Source organism: Acinetobacter sp. FDAARGOS_559, assembly GCF_003940475.1.
GTDB classification, from domain to species: Bacteria; Pseudomonadota; Gammaproteobacteria; order Pseudomonadales; family Moraxellaceae; genus Acinetobacter; species Acinetobacter baumannii.
Genome location: NZ_RKJG01000005.1, coordinates 1,649,211 through 1,671,490, shown reverse-complemented (window position 1 = coordinate 1,671,490; position 22,280 = coordinate 1,649,211). Strand labels below are relative to the sequence as shown.

Below are 22,280 nucleotides of genomic sequence, written 5' to 3'. Positions count from 1 at the left end.
TCTCTTAGATTACAACATGGATTATGATGGCATAGAAAACTTAAAAAATTGATGCCCTAATTTAATGAATTCATTAGAATTTTGTATCTATAGAAAAGCCCGTAGATTTATCCACGGGCTTTTAATTTATTAAATATAATTATTGTGGTCTAGCAACATCACCACTTAAAGCTTCTGGTAAATCTAAAACTTGAAGACCTAATTCTTGAAGGGCGGCGGGTTTCGCAACAACTAAGGCAATATAACCGTCAGTAGTTTGGGTACTATTAACCACTTCTACATCATTGTGCAGTTGAGTTGCTGGAGCAGGTGCATCACCCGTACCTTGAACTAAATGTAACCAGTGTTTTGGTTTTGCTTTAAACCAAAGGCGCGCCACAATTTCTTGACCTAAGTAACAGCCTTTATCGTAATTGACGCCTTCGCGTTGATGTAAACGTAATTCTTGTGGCTGAAACTCATGTTCAGTCGCTTGAGCAATCCATGCTTGACCTGTCATGATGGCTTGTTTTTGCCATTCGGAAATATCAGTTTCTGTAGAGCTGAACTCAGTATGGCCATTCACAACTTTTGGGAATACAGCACCTTGTTCACTTAAGGTCATTTTTGAAAAAGCACCATATTTTTTAATGTGCTTCGCGAATTCTTCAGCTTGATCTTGAGTGACAATAATGTCAAAACTTTCTGCATTATTCTTTTTTAGCCACAAGCCAAAATGGATGCGGCCTTTAAGATCACAAATGGCTGTATAGCGTGTTTCATTTTCAGCTAAACGTTCAGTATCTACAGTCACTTGGCCTTGTAAAAACTTTTGTGCATCTACACCGTTTAATGCATATGAGGAGAAAGCGAGCAGACTCATGATTAATCTCAAATTCAATATGTTTCTTTATGATTGCTGACTATTTTGCTCCATTTTTACTAAAAAATCAGCCATAGTTTTCGTAATTTACTTTTGTATAAAACAATAGGTTTAGGTCAAAAAAACACCAAAAATATACGTTAAAAGAAATTCTACGGTTTAAGCTATTCAACATAATTTTTATAACTTAAATGGACTTAAAATAAGGAGAAGACAATGGCAACAGGTACAGTAAAATTACATCGAGTGTTTAAGGCACCAGCTGAACGAGTTTATCGTGCTTTTCTTGACCCAGATGCTTTAGTTAAATGGATGGCACCTCACGGTTTTACCGCGAAGGTTCATAGTTTTGATGCAAAAGTAGGGGGCTCATACAAAATGAGCTTTACCAATTTCTCAACCGGGTCAACACATTCATTTGGAGGTACTTATGTTGAGCTCGTTCCCAATGAATTAATTCGTTATAACGACCAATTTGACGACGCAAATTTACCAGGCACGATGCAGGTCACCATTACATTAAAAACAGTATTGGTCGGCACAGAAATACACATTACCCAAGAAGGAATACCTGAAGTTATTCCTGTGGAAGCATGCTATTTAGGCTGGCAAGAGTCTTTATCTTTATTGAAGTTGTTAGTAGAAGCCGACATTCCAGATCAATAATTGTCTTTTTTTAATTGAGATTTAAATAAAAAGTGAGTAGAAAAACTACTCATTTTTTATTTTTTAAACACTATCAAAAATGAACAAAATATTGAATGATCATATGAAGCTCAATCAGTTAAACCTTCTTGTAAGATAAAGATATGAACATACAAATTAAAAGAATTTATGACGATGTAAGCGGTGATGATGGAAAGCGAATTTTAGTTGATCGACTATGGAGTCGAGGGATTAGCAAAGAAAATGCTCATTTAGATTTATGGTTAAAAGAAATAGCTCCTTCAACCGAACTTCGTAAGTGGTTTCATGCAGAGTCTGTAGAACATTGGGATGAGTTCAAACAACGTTATTTAAAAGAACTAGAAACCAACTCTGCGGTTAAAGAGTTATTAGAAATCGTTTCACATCATAAAGTTACACTTTTGTATTCGGCTAAAGATGTGGAACATAACCATGCGATTATTTTAAAAGAATACTTATTAGAAAAGAGCAAAAGTTAAATATATAAATTTTTTTTTGGTAAAAGTCTTTTATTTAAAACTTTAAAAAATGAGTCATATCTCGCATAATATACTTTTTGAGATTTTTTTATGTCTTTGCCAAACTGTCCAAAATGCCAATCAGAATATACATATCAAGACGGCGATTTATTAATTTGTCCAGAATGCTCACACGAGTGGAAAGAAGGGGAAGCTTTAGTAACTGAAGAGCAAGAAGTTATTAAAGATGCTAATGGAAACGTTTTGGCGGATGGCGATAGCGTTACTGTAATTAAAGATTTAAAAATTAAAGGTTCTTCTTCAGTTGTTAAAGTCGGAACAAAAGTAAAAAGTATTCGTTTAGTTCCAGACGCAAGTGATGGTCACAATATTGACTGTAAAATTGATGGTATTGGTCAGATGAAGTTAAAATCTGAATTTGTAAAAAAAGCTTAATTTGTTAATTTTAATTACATTTTGGTAGAGATCGCAGGCGTGATCTCTACCTTTTTACATTTCAACATCCTTATAATTTTATTACGATAATGTATAAAAAGTAGACTATCCAAAGCTTAATAGCTCATTTATATTGTCATTAAGAAGAATTAACTTTCGTCCAGAATAATAACGAAAGTCATACCCACACCAACAAAAAAACGAGGTTCATATGGCAGGATGGTACGAAATTACACAAGCGAATGATGGACAATATCGCTTTGTACTTAAGGCTGGTAATGGCGAAATTATTTTAAATAGTGAGCTATATAAAGCAAAAGCATCAGCAGTCAATGGTATTGAGTCAGTTCAAAAAAATAGTAGTGACGATGCGCGATATGATCGTTTAACTGCAAAAAATGGGAAACCTTACTTCAATTTAAAAGCTGCAAATCATCAAATTATTGGTTCGAGCCAGTTTTATGCCAGTGAAGCTTCACGAGATAAAGGCATTGAATCGGTTAAAAACAATGGATCTTCCACAACCATTAAAGACTTAACAGTTCAGGCGTAAAATTAAATTAAAAAAAGCAGCTTCTAAAAGCTGCTTTTTTTATTTATGTATTTATTAACGCGCTAATTTAGCTAAGAGTTCTTCTTTAGTTAAATTGCTCGCTTCAGCATCACGGCGACCTTTATATTCAAAAGTACCCGCATCAAGACCTTTTTCACCAATCACAATACGGTGTGGAATACCCATTAATTCAAGGTCAGAGAATTTAACGCCCGGACGTTCGTTACGGTCATCAAGTAATACGTCAAAGCCTTGGGCTTGAAGTTCTGCATAAAGCGCTTCTGCTGCTTCAAGAGTACGTGGTGATTTGTGTGCATTCATTGGAACAATTGCGATTTCAAAAGGAGCAATCGCTTGTGGCCAAATAATCCCTTTGTCATCGTAGTTTTGTTCAATTGCAGCTGCAACTACGCGTGTCACACCAATACCATAACAGCCCATTGTTACTGTAAATGGTTTACCATCTTCACCGAGAACTTTACATCCTAAAGCTTCAGAGTATTTAGTACCAAGTTGGAAAATATGGCCCACTTCAATACCGCGTTTAATTTGTAGGGTACCTTTACCATCTGGAGATGGGTCACCTTCAACCACATTACGCAAATCGAAAACTTCAGTAATTTGTGCATCACGTTCCCAGTTTACGCCTACAGCATGTTTGTCTGCCTCATTTGCACCAGCAACGAAGTCAGAAAGAACAGATGCAGCACGGTCAACAATTACAGTGATGCCTTTTTCAACTAAACCTTGTGGACCAGTGAAGCCAGCAGTTAAGCCAAATGTTTGAAGTTGTTCTTCTGTGGCAAACGCAAGAGGAGCGGCCACTAAAGGATGCTTCTCGGCTTTAATTTCATTAAGTTCGTGGTCACCACGTAAGAATAGGGCAACGACAGGTACATTGCCTTTCTCATCAGCAACGCCTTGAACCAATAAGGCTTTTACAGATTGTTTAGGGGCAGCATTTAAGAACTGGCAAACATCAGCAATTGTTTTTTGATTTGGTGTTTCAACCAATTTAAATTCTTGTGTAGGCGCTGCACGCTCACCCACTAAAACAGCTTCAGCCATTTCAACGTTTGCTGCATAATCAGACTCAGTTGAAAATGCAATGTCATCTTCACCGCTTGCAGCTAATACGTGGAATTCATGTGAAGCTGAACCACCAATTGAACCTGTATCTGCTTGTACTGGGCGGAAATCTAAACCTAAACGAGTGAAAATACGGCTATAGGTGTCATACATCACATCATAAGTTTCTTGTAATGATTCTTGAGTTGCATGGAAAGAATAAGCATCTTTCATGATGAACTCGCGTGAACGCATTACACCAAAACGAGGGCGGATCTCATCACGGAATTTAGTTTGAATTTGATAGAAATTTACAGGAAGCTGTTTATAACTTTTTAGCTCATTACGTGCTAAATCGGTAATCACTTCTTCATGTGTAGGACCAAGCACAAACGGATTGTCGTGACGATCTTTGAAACGTAATAATTCAGGACCATATTGTTCATAACGACCTGATTCTTCCCACAAGCTCGCGGGTTGAGTTACGGGCATGAACACTTCCATAGCACCTGAACGGTTCATTTCTTCACGAACAATGGCATCAACTTTTTTAAGCACACGTGTTCCCATCGGCAGCCATGTATATAAACCAGATGCCAATTTACGAATCATCCCCGCACGTAACATGAGCTGATGTGAAATCACTTCAGCATCGTTTGGGGTTTCTCTCAACGTTGCAAATAAAAAGCGGCTTGCGCGCATGGAAAAAGTCCTAAAAGTTAAGCGTTATAAAAACGCGGATTATACGATAGTCGCTGCATTATGACATGAATCGTCGGGTTTGACGCAGCATAAAGTTTTTCAAGTCATCCAGATAAGTGAAAATGACGGGGACAACCACAAGAGTTAATAAGGTAGAGGTAATAACGCCACCAATTACAGCATGAGCCATTGGTGCACTTTGTTCACCACCTTCACCTAGACCTAGAGCTAATGGAACCATACCCATTACCATCGCACTTGTTGTCATCAAGATTGGGCGTAAACGGGTTTTGCCTGCTTGTAAAATAGCATCATAACGACTTATCCCATCTTCCATCGCTTTTTTAATAAAGTCGATAAGCAAAATCGCGTTTTTGGTTACCAGCCCCATCAGCATAATAATGCCAATAATTGAAAATAGATTTAGGGTACTCCTAAATAAGAATAAGGCCAGGAAGACACCAATCAGGGACAATGGTAAAGATGCCATAATCGCAGCAGGGTGAATAAAACTATTAAACTGAGAACCCAACACAATATAAATAAATACAATCGAAAGGGTAATTGCCGTTAACGCATAACCCGCAGATTCAGCCATATCGGCATTTGCCCCTTGAGTATCAAAGGTATAACCAGCTGGCAATTTGAATGCTTTTTGCATTTTATCGATATCTTGACCGATATCCCCACTTGGACGTCCTGAAGTGTTTGCTTCAATTAAAACTTCACGTTCAAGGTCACGTCGGTTAATTTGCGAAGCTCCAAGTTTTTCTTGGGTTGTGGCTACGGCGCTTAATGGAACTAAAATATTTTGCCCATTTGCATTGGTTTTATTCGAGTTGAGATATAGGTTCTGTACATCTTGGGGAAGCACACGTTTATTTTCATTTAAACGGATATTCACATCATAAGTTTCGCCGTCACGATCTTCCCATGTTGTGACATTGTCACCTGCAATGAGTGGTCGAATCGCATTCGCAATTTGAGAAACAGATAAACCTAAATCACTGGCCAGTACACGGTTAATATGTACACCTAAAGTCGGTTTAGGTTCTTTTAAAGAGCTTTCTAAATCGACCACACCATCAATTTTTTCCATTTCAGCCATGAAACGATCCGAGATTTTTTGTAGTTCATTTAGATCAGATCCTTTAATAGAAATCATGATTGGCTTTTGACCACCAGACACTGAGTCTTGAGCAGCAGCGACTGAAGTCACTCGGATGCCAGCTACACTTTGTAAACGATCACGGAACTCATTGTTGAGTGTTGTCAGGTCTGCGCTACGTTCTTGTTTTGGTTTTAGGGTGACTCCTAAACCTGCATGGTTTTTACCGGAGTCGACTTCACTGTTAACCACTCCATAAGTAGAAACGACATCAGGGAATTGCCTAATAATCTGATCAACTTGATGTAATTTTGCTTGGGTATATTCTAAAGAAGAATCAACAGGGGTTTCGAACTGAATACGAATTTCACCTTTATCTGGTGTAGGTACAAATTCGGTTCCGATCATTTTTGATAAGCCTAATGCCACAACCAATGAAACAATTGCAATAATGACCGTGATGAAACGAAAGCGTAAGGCAAGCTTTAAAAGCTTTTCATAGATGTGCGTCAGACCATCTAATAAATTAGAAATATAGTTAAAGAAACGTTGCAGTCGACTCTCTTTTTTCTTTACAGGATCTTTCCAGTGTGCGGAAAGCATTGGGTCGAGTGTAAAGCTGATGAACATGGAAATAAGAACAGCCGTACTTACAGTTACCCCGAATTGATAGAAGAAACGCCCAATTAAGCCTCCCATAAAGGCAACTGGTAAAAATACCGCTACAATGGTGAGTGTGGTTGCAAGTACTGCTAACCCAATTTCTTTAGTACCATCTAAAGCCGCAGTGACATGGTCTTTGCCGAGCTCTGTATGCCTGACAATGTTTTCCCGAACCACAATCGCATCATCAATTAATAGACCAATACTCAGTGACAGGGCCAACAGTGTCATCATGTTAATGCTAAACCCAAACGCCCAGATGAATGTTAATGTGCCAAGTAGGGTAATCGGTAAGGTTAAACCTGTAATGACAGTGGACCGGAAAGAACCCAAAAAGAGTAAAACAATTAAAACTGCTAAGACCGCTCCTTCAATAATGGTACGAACAACGTCTTTAATTGAAGCACGAATACCTTTAGAGCTGTCAGCGACAACTTTATAATTCAAACCCGCAGGCATTTGAGCTTTTAGCTTCTCTAAGGTTTGATAAGTCTTGTCAACAACCTGAATTACATTAGCATCGGAACTTTTTAAAATATCGACAGAAACCGCTGTTCTTCCATTATAAAAAGCACTTGATTGCAGTTCTGCTTGAGTATCTTCAACGGTTGCTACTTGTTTTAGAAAAATAGGGGAACCATTTTTATTAGCAATAACTAAATCACCAAATCCAAGAGGATGGATGACTTTTGATTGAATCTGAACAACCAGTTCAGAATTCTTTTGTTGTAAGGTTCCTGCAGGTACTTCTATATTTTCATTTTTTAGGGTATTAATGACCTGATCAATACCAATACCATAGCTTTGTAATTGTTCAGGATGAACCTTAATCCGAATTTGACGTTTAGCATCACCTAGTAAATTGACATTACCCACACCAGAAACAGTTTTAAGCTGAGGTACAATTTTTTTGTCTACATAGGAGCTTAATTGAGCCAAGCTCATGCTATTCGATTCAAACACGACTGACATAATTGGGCTAGATGATGGATCGTAGCGTTGTACAATCGGTGTATCAATTTCATCGCGGAATTGGGCAATAACTGGAGCAATTTTGTCGCGAACATCTTGTGCTGCAATTGCCGAAGACGTATCAAGATTAAACTCTGCAATCACCATCGAAAGCCCTTCACTTGAGCGTGAAGTAATTTGTTTAATACCCGAAATGGTATTGATTTGATCTTCGAGTTTTTTGGTAATGTCCGATTCAACTGCTTCAGGTGAAGCACCCGCATATTGCGTAGTGACAACTACGAATGGGAAATCAATATTTGGAAACTCTTCAACGGTCATACGTTTCCAAGATGCTAACCCGAGTACCATTAGACTGAGCATCATCATGATGGTAAAAACGGGGTACTTCACACTAATTCGGGTAAACCACATAAGCTATTTGCTACCTTATTTATTTTTTTCGGTTGTAAGCGTCACTTTTTTATTGATATCAGAATCTTCAAACTGGATACGACTTACCTGATCTGTACTTTGTAAACCCTGAACTAAAGCGATATTTTCGTTGTATCGTTGCTCAACCACTCGAATTTTGACTTTCTGAATCGTTTGATTGCGTATTACCCATACAAAAGGATCATGTTGCAGATTTTGAATGCTATCTAAAGGAATGGTTTGTCCCTGATTGCTATCATTATGCAAAATAATACCGTTAATGAACGCACCAATACTTAATGAATCAATCGCTTCTTTAGGGCTCGCAAAGAATTCAATTTGTCGGCTATCTTGATCTGCTACAGGTGAAATACGGGTCAGTATGGCATGTAATTGTTTCGAGTTACCCTGAATCTGATACTGGATAGAGCTACCTACTTTTAAGGCAGATTGTTGCTCAATAGGTAGTTTCGCTTGTATTTCTAATTGATCCGGATTAACGATTTCAAATAATGTTTGTCCAACCGAAACGGTTTGTCCCGGTTCAACTTGTCGTTTCGTAATCACACCTGAAATGGGGCTGGTAATAATACCGTCTCGATCAGCTTTTTTAGCAATATCCACATTGGCTTGTTGAGCTCTAACACTTTCAAGTTGACCTTTATAATCCACCTGACTTTGTTCAAACTCTACACGGGCAATAAAGCCTTGATTGAGCAATCTTTGTTTTCGGTTCATCAAATTACGTGCAAGTTCTGCTTGTGCCTGAGCAGAAGCAAGATTAGCCTGTGCCTGAGCTAAGCGTGCAGCGTTGTCTTGATTATTTAATCTAACTAAAACTTGGCCTTTTTGTACCTTTTGACCTACATTGGCTGTAACGGCAGTCGCTGTTGCACTAACTTGGGCTTGAATAGAACTTTGTTGTACTGCACGAATAGTTCCTGTAAAAGCGGTTTGAGCGGCGAGTGAGCCTTCTTTTACAGGAATTAAATCTTGAGGAATGAGTTCAATTTTTTTAGGTTCAGATGCTGTTGTTTTTGGTACTTCTTGCTGGTTACATGCAGCTAAGATTAAACTCAGACTGATCAAGCTTAATTTAAAAAAAGTAGAAGGGGTAAGATGCGTTGTGCGCATACAGCATCATCCTGTAATTCAAATTTTATTTTGCCCCTATTCTTGATAAAGCTGTAACCTTATTCAAGCTTTTTTAAACGTTCGATAATATTTTCATAATCTTTATTGGTGCGATTATAGGTTTTCGAAAGTATTTCAAGTGTTTGTTTAACCTTATTAATATTCATAAGATTGTTTTCAATCAAGGTTTTATGTCTTTCGGGAACTTGTTCACCCTTACGAAAATATTCCATTTCTTGCCGCTTAAATAAAATTTTGTCTTGTTGTAATTGGCTCAGTTGGTCCTGCTGATAATTTATTTGTTTTTTAATTGCCAATAATGCTTGGTCTCTTTTAATCGTCGCAGTTTTACTATTGCTATATGCTCTTTTTAATTTGTTATCTTCTTCTCTATATCGAGCTGATAATGCACGCTGTGAGGACTGATTTAAATCGGCTTCAGAATTATAAGGATGATTTCTTTTAATGACCTGCATATTCTGGTCGAGTGCTTCATATCCATAGCGAATATGAGCCGGCGTTACGGATGTACTAATATTTGCAATACCATGCTGATCATAATAACGATACCAGACAGCTTTAGGAGCTGCATTGGCAGCCAACGTTGGGGAAGAGAAAAACAGTGCTCCGCAAGAGGCAATGCCTATAGATACAGACAAGCAGTTCCTATAAAAGGCATATTTCATCCGCTTATTCATAAAATTCCCCAAAAAAGAAAGGTAAGTCACTTATTTTTAAATAATTAATCTTAAATATATTAGTTATTATTTAACTGAATAAAAATATCGACATTATAAAAAAAATGATAATTTTTTTGAAAGTGTGATGAGGTTAAAAGTTATTGTTTATAAATGAGAAAGTAGACAAAAAGCTTTCATTGAAAATAGAAGTATAGATATGTTAAAAATGCGTATAAATCTGTAAAAACAAATTTAAGTTAAATTGCATTTATATTTTATGTTATGGGGATGGAAGATTAAATGGAAGATGCATTCCAAAATCTGAAAGTAATGGTTATTGATGACTCAAAAACTATTCGCCGTACCGCAGAAACTCTATTGCAACGCGAAGGTTGCGAAGTGATTACTGCTGTCGATGGATTTGAAGCTTTATCTAAAATTGCTGAAGCGAATCCGGATATTGTTTTTGTAGATATCATGATGCCTCGTTTAGACGGTTATCAAACTTGTGCTCTGATTAAGAATTCTCAAAATTATCAGAACATTCCCGTTATCATGCTCTCTAGTAAAGATGGTTTATTTGATCAGGCAAAAGGGCGTGTGGTAGGTTCAGATGAATACTTGACGAAACCTTTTAGCAAAGATGAATTGCTAAATGCGATTCGTAATCATGTAAGTTCATAATAAGTAATTTGAGGGCAAAAGAAATGGCACGTATTCTCATTGTTGATGACTCACCAACAGAAACTTTTCGTTTTAAAGAAATCCTAACTAAGCATGGCTATGACGTACTTGAAGCATCTAACGGTGCAGATGGTGTGACTTTGGCAAAAGCTGAGCAGCCTGACTTGGTATTAATGGATGTGGTCATGCCAGGTGTAAATGGTTTTCAGGCAACGCGCCAGATTACCCGTGATGAAGACACGAAGCATATTCCAGTGGTGATTGTGAGTACTAAAGATCAGGCAACTGACCGAGTATGGGGTAAACGTCAAGGCGCAATCGATTACTTAATCAAGCCAATCGAAGAAAAGCAATTAATTGATGTAATTAAACAATTTCTAAATTAACTCATCCATCCATAAAAACATAAATAACGGGATAAATACGCCCGTTTTATAGGATCGAGTATGGCAGCGAATGGATTTATCGAGTTACTTCGTTTGTCTAAACGGGGTAATAAGAATTACGCTTCAGTTCAAAATGAAGCACAGCGATGGTCAGGAATTGCTTTTGAAATGAGAGGGCAATACTTCGTCGCACCACTTGGGGAAGTGTCAGAAGTTATCTATCCACCGAAATATACACCAGTTCCAAATACTCAAAGTTGGGTCAAGGGATTGGCAAACATTCGTGGAAGATTACTTTCGGTATCTGATTTGGCTCATTTTATTTCAGGGCAGCGGAGTTCATTTTCGTCTACCCAAAAAGTGCTGTGTATTAGCCATCATGACCAGTATGTGGGGTTGGTTGTGGATCAGGTTTTGGGGATTCAGCACTTTAATAAAAAAAGTTTTTTTTCTCAGAGTTCAGACTTAGAGGAAAACCTAAAAGAATATTGCCAAGGGTATTTTCACCAACACAATCAACATTGGCATGTCTTTTTATTTAGTCGGTTATTGCAAAACCCACACTACATGAACGCATCGACAAAATTTATAAACTAATTTTTATGCTGTGAATGAACAGCGTATTTTTCTGGGGAGAAGCTGTATGGGCTTTAAACTTAAAAAGAAAAGTGGCAATCGCGGTGCTACCGGAAAATCGAGTGTCAATTTTATTGCAAAAATCCAGTCAAAAATTGAGCAGTTTGCCAGTTTATTTGGGGAAAGTGAAAAGTCCAAGCCTATCCTTTATGCAGCGCTGTTATGTTTAGTATGTGCGTTAATTTCATTAGCTTATCTATTTTATAATGTGCCTCGTCATAACCAGTTAATTCGAAGTCTTGGTGAGTTACGTCTGTTATCTCAAACCATTTCTAAACAAGCAACTGAAGCAACAGAGTCGGGTTCTCAAGAGGCGATCACAAAGCTACAGCAATCTAAAAAAGACTTTGATGAGAACTTACTTGAAATTGAAAATATTCACGGTAAGTCGACCGATGAATATCAAAAAGTTGAGAAAATATGGGGTGAGGTTTCAAAAAATATTGATTTGATTTCATCACATCAACGAGTTCTTAACCAGTTATATGATACCAACATCTCGATTAGTGAAACGGTTCCAGAGATTCAGGCAGAATATAACTTGATGGTCGATCAAATGGCTCGCCAAGGTTTGCCAAGTAGTCAGGTAATTATTGCTAAAAACCAGGTATTTATTGCAGAGCGTATTTTACGTTCGATTAACTCGGTGTTAAGTGGTACGGACGGAAATGTATCAACTAGTGACTTTAGTGTCGATATTGAGACTTTTGGTACCTATTTAAATGCTGAACTGAATGGTAATGCCGAGTTAGGTGTTGATCGTATTGCTGATCCGGCTTTACGTGAATCTTTAGAAAGTATTAAGTCTGAATATGACAAAGTCTTAAAATCTGCTGCTGCAACGGTATTAAAAAATGGTAGCCAGATTGTCAATGTTCGTCAGGCTTCTTCTCAGATTTTCTCTAAATCGGATGTAATGTTGGAAAGTCTAGGACATTTATCTGATGTTGCAAGAAAGAACTGGCTCACCTTATTTTTAGGTGCTGTTCTTATTCTTTCATTAGGCGGACTAATTTTCTCTGTATTCAAGTTAATTACACTACGTAGTGTGATGGATAAGCAACGTGTTGCTCGATTACAGGAAGAATATGACCGTAACCAGAATGCGATTTTACGTTTACTTGATGAAATTGCCGATTTGGCGGATGGTGACTTACGTTCATATGCAACTGTATCTGAAGACTTTACGGGTGCCATTGCCGACTCGATTAACTTCGCAATTGACCAACTTCGAGATTTGGTTTCACGAATTCATGAAACCTCTCAGGAAGTTGCACGCTACACACAAGATACGCAAAGTATTACTAACCAGTTAGCAGAGGCATCAGAACATCAGGCGCAAGAAATTGCAGGTGCTTCTACTGCCATGAATGAAATGGCACAGTCAATTGACCAAGTATCTGCCAACGCTTCTGAATCTGCGGAAGTAGCACAGCGTTCAGTACAAATTGCATCAAATGGTGCACAAGTGGTAAATCGTTCAATTGAAGGTATGGATACTATTCGTGAGCAGATTCAGGAAACTTCTAAACGTATTAAGCGCTTAGGTGAGTCTTCTCAAGAAATTGGTAACATCGTATCGCTCATTAACGATATTGCAGACCAAACGAACATCCTTGCATTAAATGCAGCAATTCAAGCATCTATGGCAGGTGAGGCTGGTCGTGGTTTCGCCGTGGTTGCCGACGAAGTTCAACGCCTTGCTGAGCGCTCAGCATCTGCAACCAAACAGATCGAAACACTGGTTAAAACAATTCAGACCGATACCAACGAAGCTGTTATTTCAATGGAACAAACAACAACAGAAGTTGTACGTGGTGCGAATTTGGCAAAAGATGCGGGTATTGCACTGGATGAAATCCAAAAAGTATCGGGTGACTTGGCAAAATTGATTGCGAGCATTTCCGACGCAGCAAAACTTCAGTCAGCATCTGCGAGTCACATTGCAACCACCATGACGGTTGTACAAGAAATTACTTCGCAAACAACAACGGCAACGTTTGACACTGCTCGCTCCGTATCAGAGTTGGCGAATATGGCAGAGTCATTACGTGAGTCAGTAACGGACTTTAAATTACCTGACTAAATTGGGGGATAAGAATAGCTATTCTCATATCGCTATTCTTTTAAAAGTATGAGCAGCGCCAGACAAATATTGGGGAGATAGTTATTTTTCTGGTGTTGACTCTGTAGTTTTCCCCACTCAGGGGGTAAGCAAAAGAAGCCTTTGCTATGAAAGAAATATTAAAAACTTTAACTGAAGCAATGACGCTACCTGAAGATAGCTATTCTGAACAAGATGCTGAGTTTCTTGAGATCTTCATTGAAGAAATTGAAGAGATTTTTGTTGATTTGCAACCTTTGATAAATAAATGGATGCAGTCTGAGAATATTGCTACGCTCACTGAAATTCGTCGTCATTTCCATACCTTAAAAGGTTCCGGAAGAATGATTGGCGCTAAATCTTCAGCTGAGCTTGCGTGGACAGTCGAAGATACACTCAACCGGGTAATCAACCAAAGCTTACAATTAACGCCAACTATTCAGAGCTATGTGCAGTTAGTATTTAAGTTCTATTTCCTTAAATTAGTAGATAATTTTAAGCAAAAACGAGCACATACCTTAGATTTCAGACCTCTTATTTTATTAGGCCAACAACTACAACAACAGCAAAGTTTAGAGCCAGCTTTAGAAGAGCTTTTACAACTTTCAAATACGCTTATGGCCGAAACAGTGACTGGTCTTGAGCTAGATTATATTGAACAAGATTCGTTAGCTGAGCCAATCATTCAAGCTACACATACTGAAATTGAAATAAATCTAGATGAAACTTTGACCTTATTTATGGAAGAGGCGGAAGAACATTTAGCCACGATTCATCAATTCTTAGATCAAGAGTTACATCAGTACGACAGTTACAATGCTTTAATACGTGCTTTACATACTTTGCGTGGTAGCTCTGCAATGGCACAGGTCGAAACAATTTTCGAGGCCAGTACCAAAGTTGAGCATTTATTTAAAATACTGCTACAAGAAGAGTTATCTTCTCACTCTGAAGAAATTTTATTATTACAAGAATATCGTGAGTTTGTTCGAGATAGCTTGGAACTACTATCTAGATATAGTTCAAGTGAACAGCTCGAAGCGAGATTGCAGCAATTTAATCAATTTTGGGATGCATATGTTGAGCAACATGGTGACCGAACAGATCCGTTAATGCCTTCTCATGGCTTGGTATCGCAATTATTACAATTAGATGTTTCTGAATTATTGGATGCAGAATTAGATTTTGAGAAGGGAATTCGTAATGAGTTTCCTGATTATCTTGAACGCCTAAGTGAACAGGCTGATTTATTACTGCAACATACACATTCTCAAGCAATGCTGGGTTTACATGAATATACCAGCCAACTTAAAGAAAGTTATGAAGTACTGCTTGATAAACCTGCGTTATTACAATCAGACTATATATTTGAAATTTATCAAAAAGCACATCAACAGCTCATTCAATTATTTGATGCTTTAGCTGCTGGTCAACGAGTCGGTGTTGTTAAGCAACATCAAAGTATTTTAGAAGAATTAAAACTTTATACGCAATACATTCCAGACCTATCAAATGACCTGCCTCAGCAGGATTCGACATCTTTTGAACCAATATCCAATATTGAACCAGAGCCAGAAGTAGTAGCTACTGTAGAGAATTTCTCAGACTCTGCAGACTGGGCGATATTAGGTCAAAGTGTGCAGCAAGATCGACAATATATTTCATCTACACAAGTGAATCGAAATTTTGATGCTGATCTTTTAGATATCTTTCTTGAGGAAGCTGAAGAATTACTTGAGGGAATTGATACCGATCTTAATATTTGGGTAGGTGAGCAAGAAAACTTTGCAGCTCTGAACAACCTAATGCGTTATTTGCATACCTTGAAAGGGGGAGCAAATATGGTTCAGGCAACGTATCTTGGTTTGATTGCCCATGAATTAGAAAGCATTTATGAGCGTTTAATTCAAAAGCAATTAGTAGCAACTTCAGATTTAATTGATTTTATTCGTTTGGTTCAAGATGACTTGGCTGATCGTTTACAAATCATGCGTGAACAACAACTAGATTATGCAGCTCCTTACACAATTAACGCATTAAAACGAGCGGGTCAAAATCCTAACTTCCAACCTGTATCAGTGGTTGAGGCATTTGATGCTGAAAGTGAGGTATTCTCTGAGCAAGAGGTGATATCTGAAATAATAATAGATGAGATACCAGTAGAACTTGAACCTGCTCTTGCAAAGCTAGAAACTCATCACGATCAGGTATTCGATACAGCGGTTACCGAGTTAGCTACTCCAGTTGAAGTAATTACCTCGGTTACATCGCAAGAGAGTGAAATTGCAGCTGATGAACAGGACATTGAGGCTGTTGTTGAACAGACGTTCCTAGAAGAAGCTACTGAATTGTTAGAAATGGCTGAGTCGCTATTAAAACAATGGTTTGAACAGCGTACAAACCGTAGTATTTTGCTTCAGCTTCAAAGAGCCGTGCACAGTTTAAAAGGTGGTGCACGGATGGTGGGTTTAGAAGCCGTACAAGCAATTGCCTACCAACTAGAAAATGCTTTTGAACAATTTGCGCTACATCACTTCAATTCGAATATTTATGATCATTTATTAGAAAGTGCGATTGCATGGTTAAAAGATGCAATTTTCAACCACAACTATCAGCATTTCGATGGATTACAGCAAAGTTTAGAAAATATTCAATTCTTTGAAACTACAATCCAGATTCCGACTAAGTTAACTAGAGCGGACTTGTTTAGCTCAGAACCTGTGATGACCTTTATACAAGGTGATGGTACAGAGCCTCCACCAATGATGGGAGCGTGGGAGCAAACAGAGCGTCTGGATCAGAATAATGAAATGATCCGTGTCTCAGCCGACTTAATCGAGAAAATGATTGATTTGTCTGGTGAAAACTCCATTAACCGTTCACGAATTGAAATGGACTTAAGCCAATTTAGCCATACACTGGTTGAAATGGAGCTGGCGATTCAACGACTTGCCGATCAGTTGCGACGAATGGAAGGTGAGTTAGAAACACAGATTATTGCTAAACATGGAATTGAACATTCTCGTTATACTGACTTTGACCCATTAGAGATGGACCAATATTCATCTTTAAATCAATTGTCGAAATCGCTTGCTGAATCTGCATCGGACTTGGTCGACTTTAAAAATACGTTATCTGACAAGATCAGAGATACCGAAAGTTTGCTTTTACAACAATCAAGAATTCAAGCGGAAATTCAAGAAGGTTTAATGCGGACACGTTTGGTCCCATTTTCGCGTTTATTGCCGCGTTTACAACGAATTGTTCGTCAGACGTCTACAGCATTGAATAGACCTGCTGAGCTTTTCGTAAATAATACGGAAGGTGAGTTGGACCGCAACATTTTAGAACGGTTAGTGACTCCGCTTGAGCATATGCTCAGAAACGCAATTGACCATGGTTTAGAAGACCGAGCGCAGCGGCAACAAGCAAATAAACCGGAAACAGGGCGTATTGAACTTAATATTCAGCGTCAAGGTACGGATGTTGTGGTTGTCTTTAGTGATGATGGTCAAGGCATTGATGTTGAAAAAGTACGTCAGAAAGCACTCCTTGCCGGATTGATCAAGCCAGAACAAGACTTAGAACAGCAAGACATACTGCAACTTATTTTCCATCCGGGTTTAAGTACAGCAGAGCAAGTCACTCAGATTTCCGGACGTGGTGTAGGTCTTGATGTCGTGCAGAGTGATATTAAGTCTTTGGGTGGACATGTCAGCGTTGAATCCGTCTATGGGCAGGGAACAACATTTACGATTCGCGTACCGACTACAGTAGCGGTAAGTGATGCCTTAATGGTTAAAGTGGCAGATCAACAATTTGCGATTCCACTCGCTCAAATCGATCGAATTATTCGAGTGTCACCAGCCTCTTTAGAGCAGTATTTTGAAAGTCCTCAAGAACTATTTGAGTATGAAAATAAACGTTATCCATTACGTTATCTTTCTGAATTTGTTGGTAACCAACCCATACCACGTTTAAATGGTGTGATGTATTCATTACCTGTGTTAATGATTAAAGCCAATAATGGCCAAACTGTGGCACTACTTGTTGACCAGTTAATTGGCTCTCGAGCACAAATTGTAGTGAAACCAATTGGTCAACAGTTCTCTAGCATTGGAGCAATTGCAGGCGCCACAATTTTAGGTGATGGACAGGTCTGCTTAATTTTAGATGGACAAAATATTGCGCGACAAATTCAGTCAACTCAGCGTCATAAACAACTTAGTGAAGCAGTGTATAGACAACGAGAGTCTGATGAACGCCGCCTCATCATGATTGTAGATGACTCAGTAACTGTACGTAAGGTCACGTCCCGATTGCTTGAACGTCAAGGCTATGATGTGGTTACGGCTAAAGATGGTGTTGACGCCATAGAGCAGTTAGAAAATATTAAGCCAGATTTGATGCTACTTGATATTGAAATGCCACGTATGGATGGTTTTGAGGTTCTCAATCTTGTACGACATCATGATATGCATCAATACATGCCAATTATTATGATTACATCTAGAACAGGCGAAAAACATCGTGAACGAGCATTCTCGTTAGGTGTAAGTCAATATATGGGTAAACCTTTCCAAGAAGAAGAGTTACTAGAGAATATCGATGCTTTACTTGTAGCGTCTGAAAGTGAGGTCAAATCATGAAAGGTAGTGTAAATACATCATTGATCGCTAATATGGACCAACAAGAGCTACAGCATCTTATTACGGTTTCAACTGGTTTTATTGATGCCTATATCATTGAATGTAACGATCAGGTACCTATGCTATTGCCACAAAACATCGTGTTGTCTGCCATGGATGTAAAAAATGGCATAAAACATATTGAATGGCATGATGTGAAGCTACCGGTCTACTCAGTACATAACACAATTGATCAACATGCAGTAGCATTAGTGATTGAAGGGGAAGATATTAGCCAACGTTTTGCATTAATCTGTAAAACAATGCCAGTTTCTACTCGTCTGCGTATTTCTGAAATTGTCGATGAAATGGATGAGCATGAGGCTGAACAACATCCAGCAGTATTTAAATATGTGCGTATGCAAGATCAACGCTACTATATACCTAACTTAGAATATATTGAAAAATTACTTGGTTTATAAAAGAAAAAGGAACTCTTTTGAGTTCCTTCTTTATTTTATTGAGCTAATAAATTTTCTAAAATTTGCTCATAAATATCAGTTAATGGATCAAGATCATGTACATCAACATGTTCATTAATTTGATGGATAGTAGCGTTTAGAACACCGAGTTCTAAAACTTGTGCACCTGTTGGAGCAATGAAGCGCCCATCAGATGTACCACCACTTGTTGAAAGCTCAGTCTCAGTACCAGTCACATTTAAAATAGCAGTTTGAGCTGCGTTAACTAATTCACCTACTGGAGTTAAGAATGGTAAGCCAGACAAATTCCAGACAATTTCATACTGCAAGCCATGCTTGTCTAAAATTTCATGAACACGTTGTTTAAGCTGTTCTGCTGTAACCTCGGTTGAATAACGGAAATTAAAAGTAACTTCTAAAGCACCAGGGATCACATTGGTTGCGCCAGTACCTGCATGGATATTTGAAATCTGGAATGAAGTTGCAGGGAAATACTCATTGCCATTGTCCCAGACTGTTTGGCATAACTCAGCTAAAGCTGGCGATGCTTCATGAATTGGATTACGTGCCAAGTGTGGGTAAGCTACATGACCTTGTTTGCCTTGAACCTTCAATACAGCATTAAGAGAACCACGACGGCCATTCTTAACAATATCACCTAATTTATGAGTACTTGATGGTTCACCAACCAAACACCAAGTAATTTTTTCATTACGCTTTTCCAGTGTTTCGATGACTTTAACTGTACCGTTAACAGCAGGACCTTCTTCATCTGAAGTAATTAAAAAAGCAATTGAACCTTTATGGTTTGGGTGTTTTGCTACAAAACGTTCAGATGCAACTACCATTGCAGCTAATGCAGTTTTCATATCTGCTGAACCACGACCATATAATTTGCCGTCGCGAATTTCTGGTGCAAATGGATCTGAATTCCAAGCGTCTAAACGTCCTGTTGGTACTACGTCGGTATGACCAGCAAAACAAAATACAGGGCCTTCGGTTCCACGTCGAGCCCATAAATTATCGACATCTCCAAAGCGCATAGGTTCAATATGGAAGCCAACCTTAGCTAAGCGCTCAGCCATAATAGTTTGGCAAGTATGATCAATAGGAGTAACAGAAGGCTGTTGTAGAAGTTCTAAGCTAAGCGAGAGAGTGTCTGAGTGGTTCATACCGGAAATTGCGTACTGATGAGGTGAAATATAGTCCGATATAATAGGCGAATCTCTAAGGGATGGGTATTTAAAAATAAAAAAACCTTATCGAAACGATAAGGTTTTTAAATGTTAAGCATAACTTACATTTTATTTTCAGTTTTTTGTGCGGTGTTAGTTACAGCATCACCAGCTTTAGAGACATCTTGACCAAAACCCTTGAACGTATTACAACCTGTTAAAACAAATGCCACCATTACAGATGCGACTAAAACTTTTTTCATCATTTTCTCCGTATAAATTTAATAATGAAGTAAATTTAGATTAAAAAACAAACGGAAAAAGAAACATGATTGTTTAATAGTAAAAACGTTATAAATTGTTTCTATAAGGACATGGTCTCTTGTAAAACTCCATTATTTTTGATGAGAGAAGGTTTTAAGCTTAGTAAAGCAGGGTGCCTGAACATATAAAATCGGGTTTCATTAATATTTTGACAATATAGGCCATCAGTCCACCAATAAGCAGTGTTTGAACTCGCTTTTTGATGAGGGCAAAGCCATTCATGTCTTTCTAAGCGGTAAAAGTCAGATTTAGGGATTTCTGTACCCCAAGTACCTAAGCGACGTTTTAAATTTACCCATTCAGGAATAGGCTGTTCTTGAGGTAAATTTAGAGGAAGATAAAGTTGTCCTTTTAAGACAGCGAAACGTTGTTGAACTTTAAAGCCCAAAGCTTCTGAAAATTGAAATTGTTTGTCAGTAAAGTGGTAAAGCTTTTTACTTAAAGTATCTTGTCTATTTAAACCAATCCATTGTTCTAAATTTAATTGACCTTCACCTAGGTAATATTTTAGAGCAACTTCCCAATGTTCAATTTCTTGAGTATTTTGATTTAAAACTAAAAAATCGAGTTCACCTAAAGTTTTTGCTCCATCAATTTTTTGAATGCTATGGCCTAATAACTGATAAGGATGATATTGATCTTCTCGTAGCCAAAACCAAAGTAAATTTTCAAAACGTAAACCTAAGCGTGTGCTCTTAAGCCGAGACATAAATTGAAGTAAAGGTTCTGGTGCTTCATCAAGCTGCTTTAAGCGGGGGAAGTAATTTTGAAAATGTTGTTCCCAATTTTTATCTGTATGTAATTGAAAACTATGTCGAATAGTAAGGCTGCAGGGAAGTTGGCTAAGTAGGTTCGGGCTGGCAATTGTAAAGGCCAATTGTCTTACCATTGGGTGACTGAACTGTAACCATGGCTCAAAATAGGATGTTTTAATTGAGGCAATATTCATACGTTGAGTACTCGAAATAATTCATCCAAATTTCATGGTCAATCAACAAAACAATACCAGAAAAACACTTTATACTACGAGTAACAATAGCTTAAGGTTTATATATGCGAACATTGTTTTGGCGAACTCTGGTCGTGATTTTTATCACGCTTGGTATTATTGGAGCAATTTTACCAGGCATGCCGACAACAGTGTTTCTTATTCTGGCTGCTTGGGCGGCCTCAAAGGGATGGCCTCAGATGGATGCGTGGTTGTTAAACCACCCCAAGTATGGACCAACCCTGCGGGACTGGCGAGCAAATGGGACAGTACCGCGTAAGGCAAAGTGGATTGCAACCATTATGATGACCGCAAGTGGTATTCTGATGCTGTTTACTTCGGCGCCGTTTTGGGTCAAGGTCTTTACCGATACTACCATGCTTGTTGTTGCAATTTGGTTATGGCTACGTCCTGAGCCAAAATTAAAAGATTGATAATCTTTTAATTTTGGCGCAAGACAAGCAGTAAAACTGCGCGTAGAGCAAAGAAGATTGATAATATTTTAACTTTGGCGCAAGACAAGCTTTCCCATAATTTTTCATTAAAGCTCAAAATAGTTGAGTTGATATAAGAGAAGAAATTCGATGTCCCAATTTAAACTTGAAGATGCAGATATTCTTATCGATTTAGCAAATCAAACTTTAAGTCTACCTAAACATAATAAGTTTTACGTGGTCTCTACTGGCAAAAATGGAATTGGGGAACAAGATAATACGGGTAAAACCCCACGTGGATGGCATCGGGTTGCTAAGAAATTTGGTATGCAATCTCCCAAAAATGCAGTTTTTATTGCACGGCAGCCCACAGGTGAAGTCTATAGCAGTGAATTAGCCGCACAATTTCCTGAGCGAGATTGGATATTGTCACGCATTCTTTGGTTAGATGGCTTAGAAGAGGGCTTTAACAAAGGCGAAGGCCATGACACGATGCAACGTTATATCTATATTCATGGTACGCCTGATAAAGAACCGATGGGGGTTCCAATGTCACATGGGTGTATTCGAATGCGTAATGAAGAAATCATTGAATTGTTTGATTTAGTCTCTGAAGACGCATTAGTTTATTTGTCTGAACAATCTTTAACCTAAAATAGGATTTTAAAGATTATTGTTTAAT

General features: G+C 38.1%; 20 protein-coding genes. 12 read left to right on the top strand and 8 right to left on the bottom strand.

Features of this window, described 5'->3' with window-relative positions; translation table 11 throughout:
* Positions 1–139: 139 nt before the first annotated feature.
* Positions 140–862 carry a YgfZ/GcvT domain-containing protein gene (locus EGS71_RS09425; protein WP_000054208.1) on the bottom strand — a complete coding sequence of 241 codons (723 nt, stop codon included), beginning with the start codon at positions 860–862 and terminating at the stop codon, positions 140–142.
* A gap of 216 nt (positions 863–1,078) precedes the next feature.
* On the opposite strand from EGS71_RS09425, the gene EGS71_RS09420 reads away from it, so the two are divergent.
* The 4 genes from EGS71_RS09420 to EGS71_RS09405 all read left to right on the top strand — a co-directional run bounded on the left by EGS71_RS09420 (position 1,079) and on the right by EGS71_RS09405 (position 3,016).
* Positions 1,079–1,528, top strand: a complete 450-nt coding sequence (locus EGS71_RS09420) for an SRPBCC family protein (protein WP_000190594.1) — start codon at positions 1,079–1,081, stop codon at positions 1,526–1,528.
* Between the two features lie 143 nt (positions 1,529–1,671).
* Positions 1,672–2,028 (top strand): DUF488 domain-containing protein, encoded by a 357-nt coding sequence (locus EGS71_RS09415; RefSeq protein WP_001025487.1) that lies wholly within the window; start codon positions 1,672–1,674, stop codon positions 2,026–2,028.
* A 90-nt stretch (positions 2,029–2,118) separates the two neighbouring features.
* Positions 2,119–2,463 carry a zinc ribbon domain-containing protein YjdM gene (locus EGS71_RS09410; protein ID WP_000056785.1) on the top strand — a complete coding sequence of 115 codons (345 nt, stop codon included), beginning with the start codon at positions 2,119–2,121 and terminating at the stop codon, positions 2,461–2,463.
* Between the two features lie 211 nt (positions 2,464–2,674).
* Positions 2,675–3,016, top strand: coding sequence for a YegP family protein (locus EGS71_RS09405; RefSeq protein ID WP_000929502.1), 342 nt, complete (start codon positions 2,675–2,677; stop codon positions 3,014–3,016).
* A gap of 54 nt (positions 3,017–3,070) precedes the next feature.
* Here EGS71_RS09405 and EGS71_RS09400 read toward each other — a convergent pair whose 3' ends face one another.
* From EGS71_RS09400 to EGS71_RS09385, 4 genes are read right to left on the bottom strand one after another with little or no spacing between them, the layout of a single operon-like run.
* Positions 3,071–4,786 (bottom strand): proline--tRNA ligase, encoded by a 1,716-nt coding sequence (locus EGS71_RS09400; protein ID WP_001202756.1) that lies wholly within the window; start codon positions 4,784–4,786, stop codon positions 3,071–3,073.
* Positions 4,787–4,844: 58 nt separating this feature from the next.
* Entirely contained in the window at positions 4,845–7,943 is a 3,099-nt protein-coding gene (locus EGS71_RS09395; protein WP_000264365.1) for an efflux RND transporter permease subunit, read from the bottom strand.
* 15 nt (positions 7,944–7,958) lie between these two features.
* A complete protein-coding gene (locus tag EGS71_RS09390) occupies positions 7,959–9,077 on the bottom strand; it encodes an efflux RND transporter periplasmic adaptor subunit (RefSeq protein WP_001260821.1) in 1,119 nt (372 codons plus the stop codon).
* 59 nt (positions 9,078–9,136) lie between these two features.
* Entirely contained in the window at positions 9,137–9,775 is a 639-nt protein-coding gene (locus EGS71_RS09385) for a hypothetical protein (protein ID WP_002027721.1), read from the bottom strand.
* A gap of 282 nt (positions 9,776–10,057) precedes the next feature.
* Between EGS71_RS09385 and pilG the strand changes: the two genes are divergently transcribed.
* From pilG to EGS71_RS09355, 6 genes are all read left to right on the top strand, one after another.
* Entirely contained in the window at positions 10,058–10,441 is a 384-nt protein-coding gene (gene pilG / locus EGS71_RS09380; protein WP_000389061.1) for a twitching motility response regulator PilG, read from the top strand.
* 23 nt (positions 10,442–10,464) lie between these two features.
* A complete protein-coding gene (locus EGS71_RS09375) occupies positions 10,465–10,827 on the top strand; it encodes a response regulator (RefSeq protein ID WP_000101096.1) in 363 nt (120 codons plus the stop codon).
* A 60-nt stretch (positions 10,828–10,887) separates the two neighbouring features.
* Positions 10,888–11,424 (top strand): chemotaxis protein CheW, encoded by a 537-nt coding sequence (locus EGS71_RS09370; protein WP_000729762.1) that lies wholly within the window; start codon positions 10,888–10,890, stop codon positions 11,422–11,424.
* A gap of 46 nt (positions 11,425–11,470) precedes the next feature.
* Positions 11,471–13,549: a methyl-accepting chemotaxis protein gene (locus EGS71_RS09365; protein WP_000505931.1), complete on the top strand. Its 2,079-nt coding sequence runs from the start codon at positions 11,471–11,473 to the stop codon at positions 13,547–13,549.
* A gap of 146 nt (positions 13,550–13,695) precedes the next feature.
* On the top strand, positions 13,696–18,216 hold the full coding sequence (locus EGS71_RS09360) for an Hpt domain-containing protein (protein ID WP_000658895.1): 4,521 nt from the start codon (positions 13,696–13,698) through the stop codon (positions 18,214–18,216).
* Positions 18,213–18,677, top strand: a complete 465-nt coding sequence (locus tag EGS71_RS09355; protein WP_000678920.1) for a hypothetical protein — start codon at positions 18,213–18,215, stop codon at positions 18,675–18,677. Before EGS71_RS09360 ends, EGS71_RS09355 begins: the two co-directional genes overlap by 4 nt.
* Positions 18,678–18,712: 35 nt before the next feature.
* Here EGS71_RS09355 and dapE read toward each other — a convergent pair whose 3' ends face one another.
* From dapE to EGS71_RS09340, 3 genes are all read right to left on the bottom strand, one after another.
* Positions 18,713–19,849 carry a succinyl-diaminopimelate desuccinylase gene (gene dapE / locus EGS71_RS09350; RefSeq protein ID WP_001016581.1) on the bottom strand — a complete coding sequence of 379 codons (1,137 nt, stop codon included), beginning with the start codon at positions 19,847–19,849 and terminating at the stop codon, positions 18,713–18,715.
* A gap of 125 nt (positions 19,850–19,974) precedes the next feature.
* The gene (locus tag EGS71_RS09345) at positions 19,975–20,118 is read right to left on the bottom strand and encodes an entericidin A/B family lipoprotein (protein WP_001984826.1); all 144 of its coding nucleotides are present in this window, start codon (positions 20,116–20,118) and stop codon (positions 19,975–19,977) included.
* Positions 20,119–20,216: 98 nt separating this feature from the next.
* Positions 20,217–21,125, bottom strand: a complete 909-nt coding sequence (locus tag EGS71_RS09340; RefSeq protein ID WP_001017525.1) for a DUF1853 family protein — start codon at positions 21,123–21,125, stop codon at positions 20,217–20,219.
* Positions 21,126–21,229: 104 nt separating this feature from the next.
* On the opposite strand from EGS71_RS09340, the gene EGS71_RS09335 reads away from it, so the two are divergent.
* Complete coding sequence (locus EGS71_RS09335; protein WP_001259501.1) at positions 21,230–21,598, top strand: YbaN family protein; 369 nt, start codon at positions 21,230–21,232, stop codon at positions 21,596–21,598.
* A gap of 150 nt (positions 21,599–21,748) precedes the next feature.
* Positions 21,749–22,252: a cell wall-recycling L,D-carboxypeptidase ElsL gene (gene elsL, locus EGS71_RS09330; RefSeq protein ID WP_000077299.1), complete on the top strand. Its 504-nt coding sequence runs from the start codon at positions 21,749–21,751 to the stop codon at positions 22,250–22,252.
* Positions 22,253–22,280 lie beyond the last annotated feature (28 nt).

Coding starts and splice junctions, on each gene's coding strand:
- EGS71_RS09425 (WP_000054208.1), bottom strand. CDS start 862: ATGAGTCTGCTCGCTTTCTCCTCATATGCATTAAACGGTGTAGATGCA.
- EGS71_RS09420 (WP_000190594.1), top strand. CDS start 1,079: ATGGCAACAGGTACAGTAAAATTACATCGAGTGTTTAAGGCACCAGCT.
- EGS71_RS09415 (WP_001025487.1), top strand. CDS start 1,672: ATGAACATACAAATTAAAAGAATTTATGACGATGTAAGCGGTGATGAT.
- EGS71_RS09410 (WP_000056785.1), top strand. CDS start 2,119: ATGTCTTTGCCAAACTGTCCAAAATGCCAATCAGAATATACATATCAA.
- EGS71_RS09405 (WP_000929502.1), top strand. CDS start 2,675: ATGGCAGGATGGTACGAAATTACACAAGCGAATGATGGACAATATCGC.
- EGS71_RS09400 (WP_001202756.1), bottom strand. CDS start 4,786: ATGCGCGCAAGCCGCTTTTTATTTGCAACGTTGAGAGAAACCCCAAAC.
- EGS71_RS09395 (WP_000264365.1), bottom strand. CDS start 7,943: ATGTGGTTTACCCGAATTAGTGTGAAGTACCCCGTTTTTACCATCATG.
- EGS71_RS09390 (WP_001260821.1), bottom strand. CDS start 9,077: ATGCGCACAACGCATCTTACCCCTTCTACTTTTTTTAAATTAAGCTTG.
- EGS71_RS09385 (WP_002027721.1), bottom strand. CDS start 9,775: ATGAATAAGCGGATGAAATATGCCTTTTATAGGAACTGCTTGTCTGTA.
- pilG (WP_000389061.1), top strand. CDS start 10,058: ATGGAAGATGCATTCCAAAATCTGAAAGTAATGGTTATTGATGACTCA.
- EGS71_RS09375 (WP_000101096.1), top strand. CDS start 10,465: ATGGCACGTATTCTCATTGTTGATGACTCACCAACAGAAACTTTTCGT.
- EGS71_RS09370 (WP_000729762.1), top strand. CDS start 10,888: ATGGCAGCGAATGGATTTATCGAGTTACTTCGTTTGTCTAAACGGGGT.
- EGS71_RS09365 (WP_000505931.1), top strand. CDS start 11,471: ATGGGCTTTAAACTTAAAAAGAAAAGTGGCAATCGCGGTGCTACCGGA.
- EGS71_RS09360 (WP_000658895.1), top strand. CDS start 13,696: ATGAAAGAAATATTAAAAACTTTAACTGAAGCAATGACGCTACCTGAA.
- EGS71_RS09355 (WP_000678920.1), top strand. CDS start 18,213: ATGAAAGGTAGTGTAAATACATCATTGATCGCTAATATGGACCAACAA.
- dapE (WP_001016581.1), bottom strand. CDS start 19,849: ATGAACCACTCAGACACTCTCTCGCTTAGCTTAGAACTTCTACAACAG.
- EGS71_RS09345 (WP_001984826.1), bottom strand. CDS start 20,118: ATGATGAAAAAAGTTTTAGTCGCATCTGTAATGGTGGCATTTGTTTTA.
- EGS71_RS09340 (WP_001017525.1), bottom strand. CDS start 21,125: ATGAATATTGCCTCAATTAAAACATCCTATTTTGAGCCATGGTTACAG.
- EGS71_RS09335 (WP_001259501.1), top strand. CDS start 21,230: ATGCGAACATTGTTTTGGCGAACTCTGGTCGTGATTTTTATCACGCTT.
- elsL (WP_000077299.1), top strand. CDS start 21,749: ATGTCCCAATTTAAACTTGAAGATGCAGATATTCTTATCGATTTAGCA.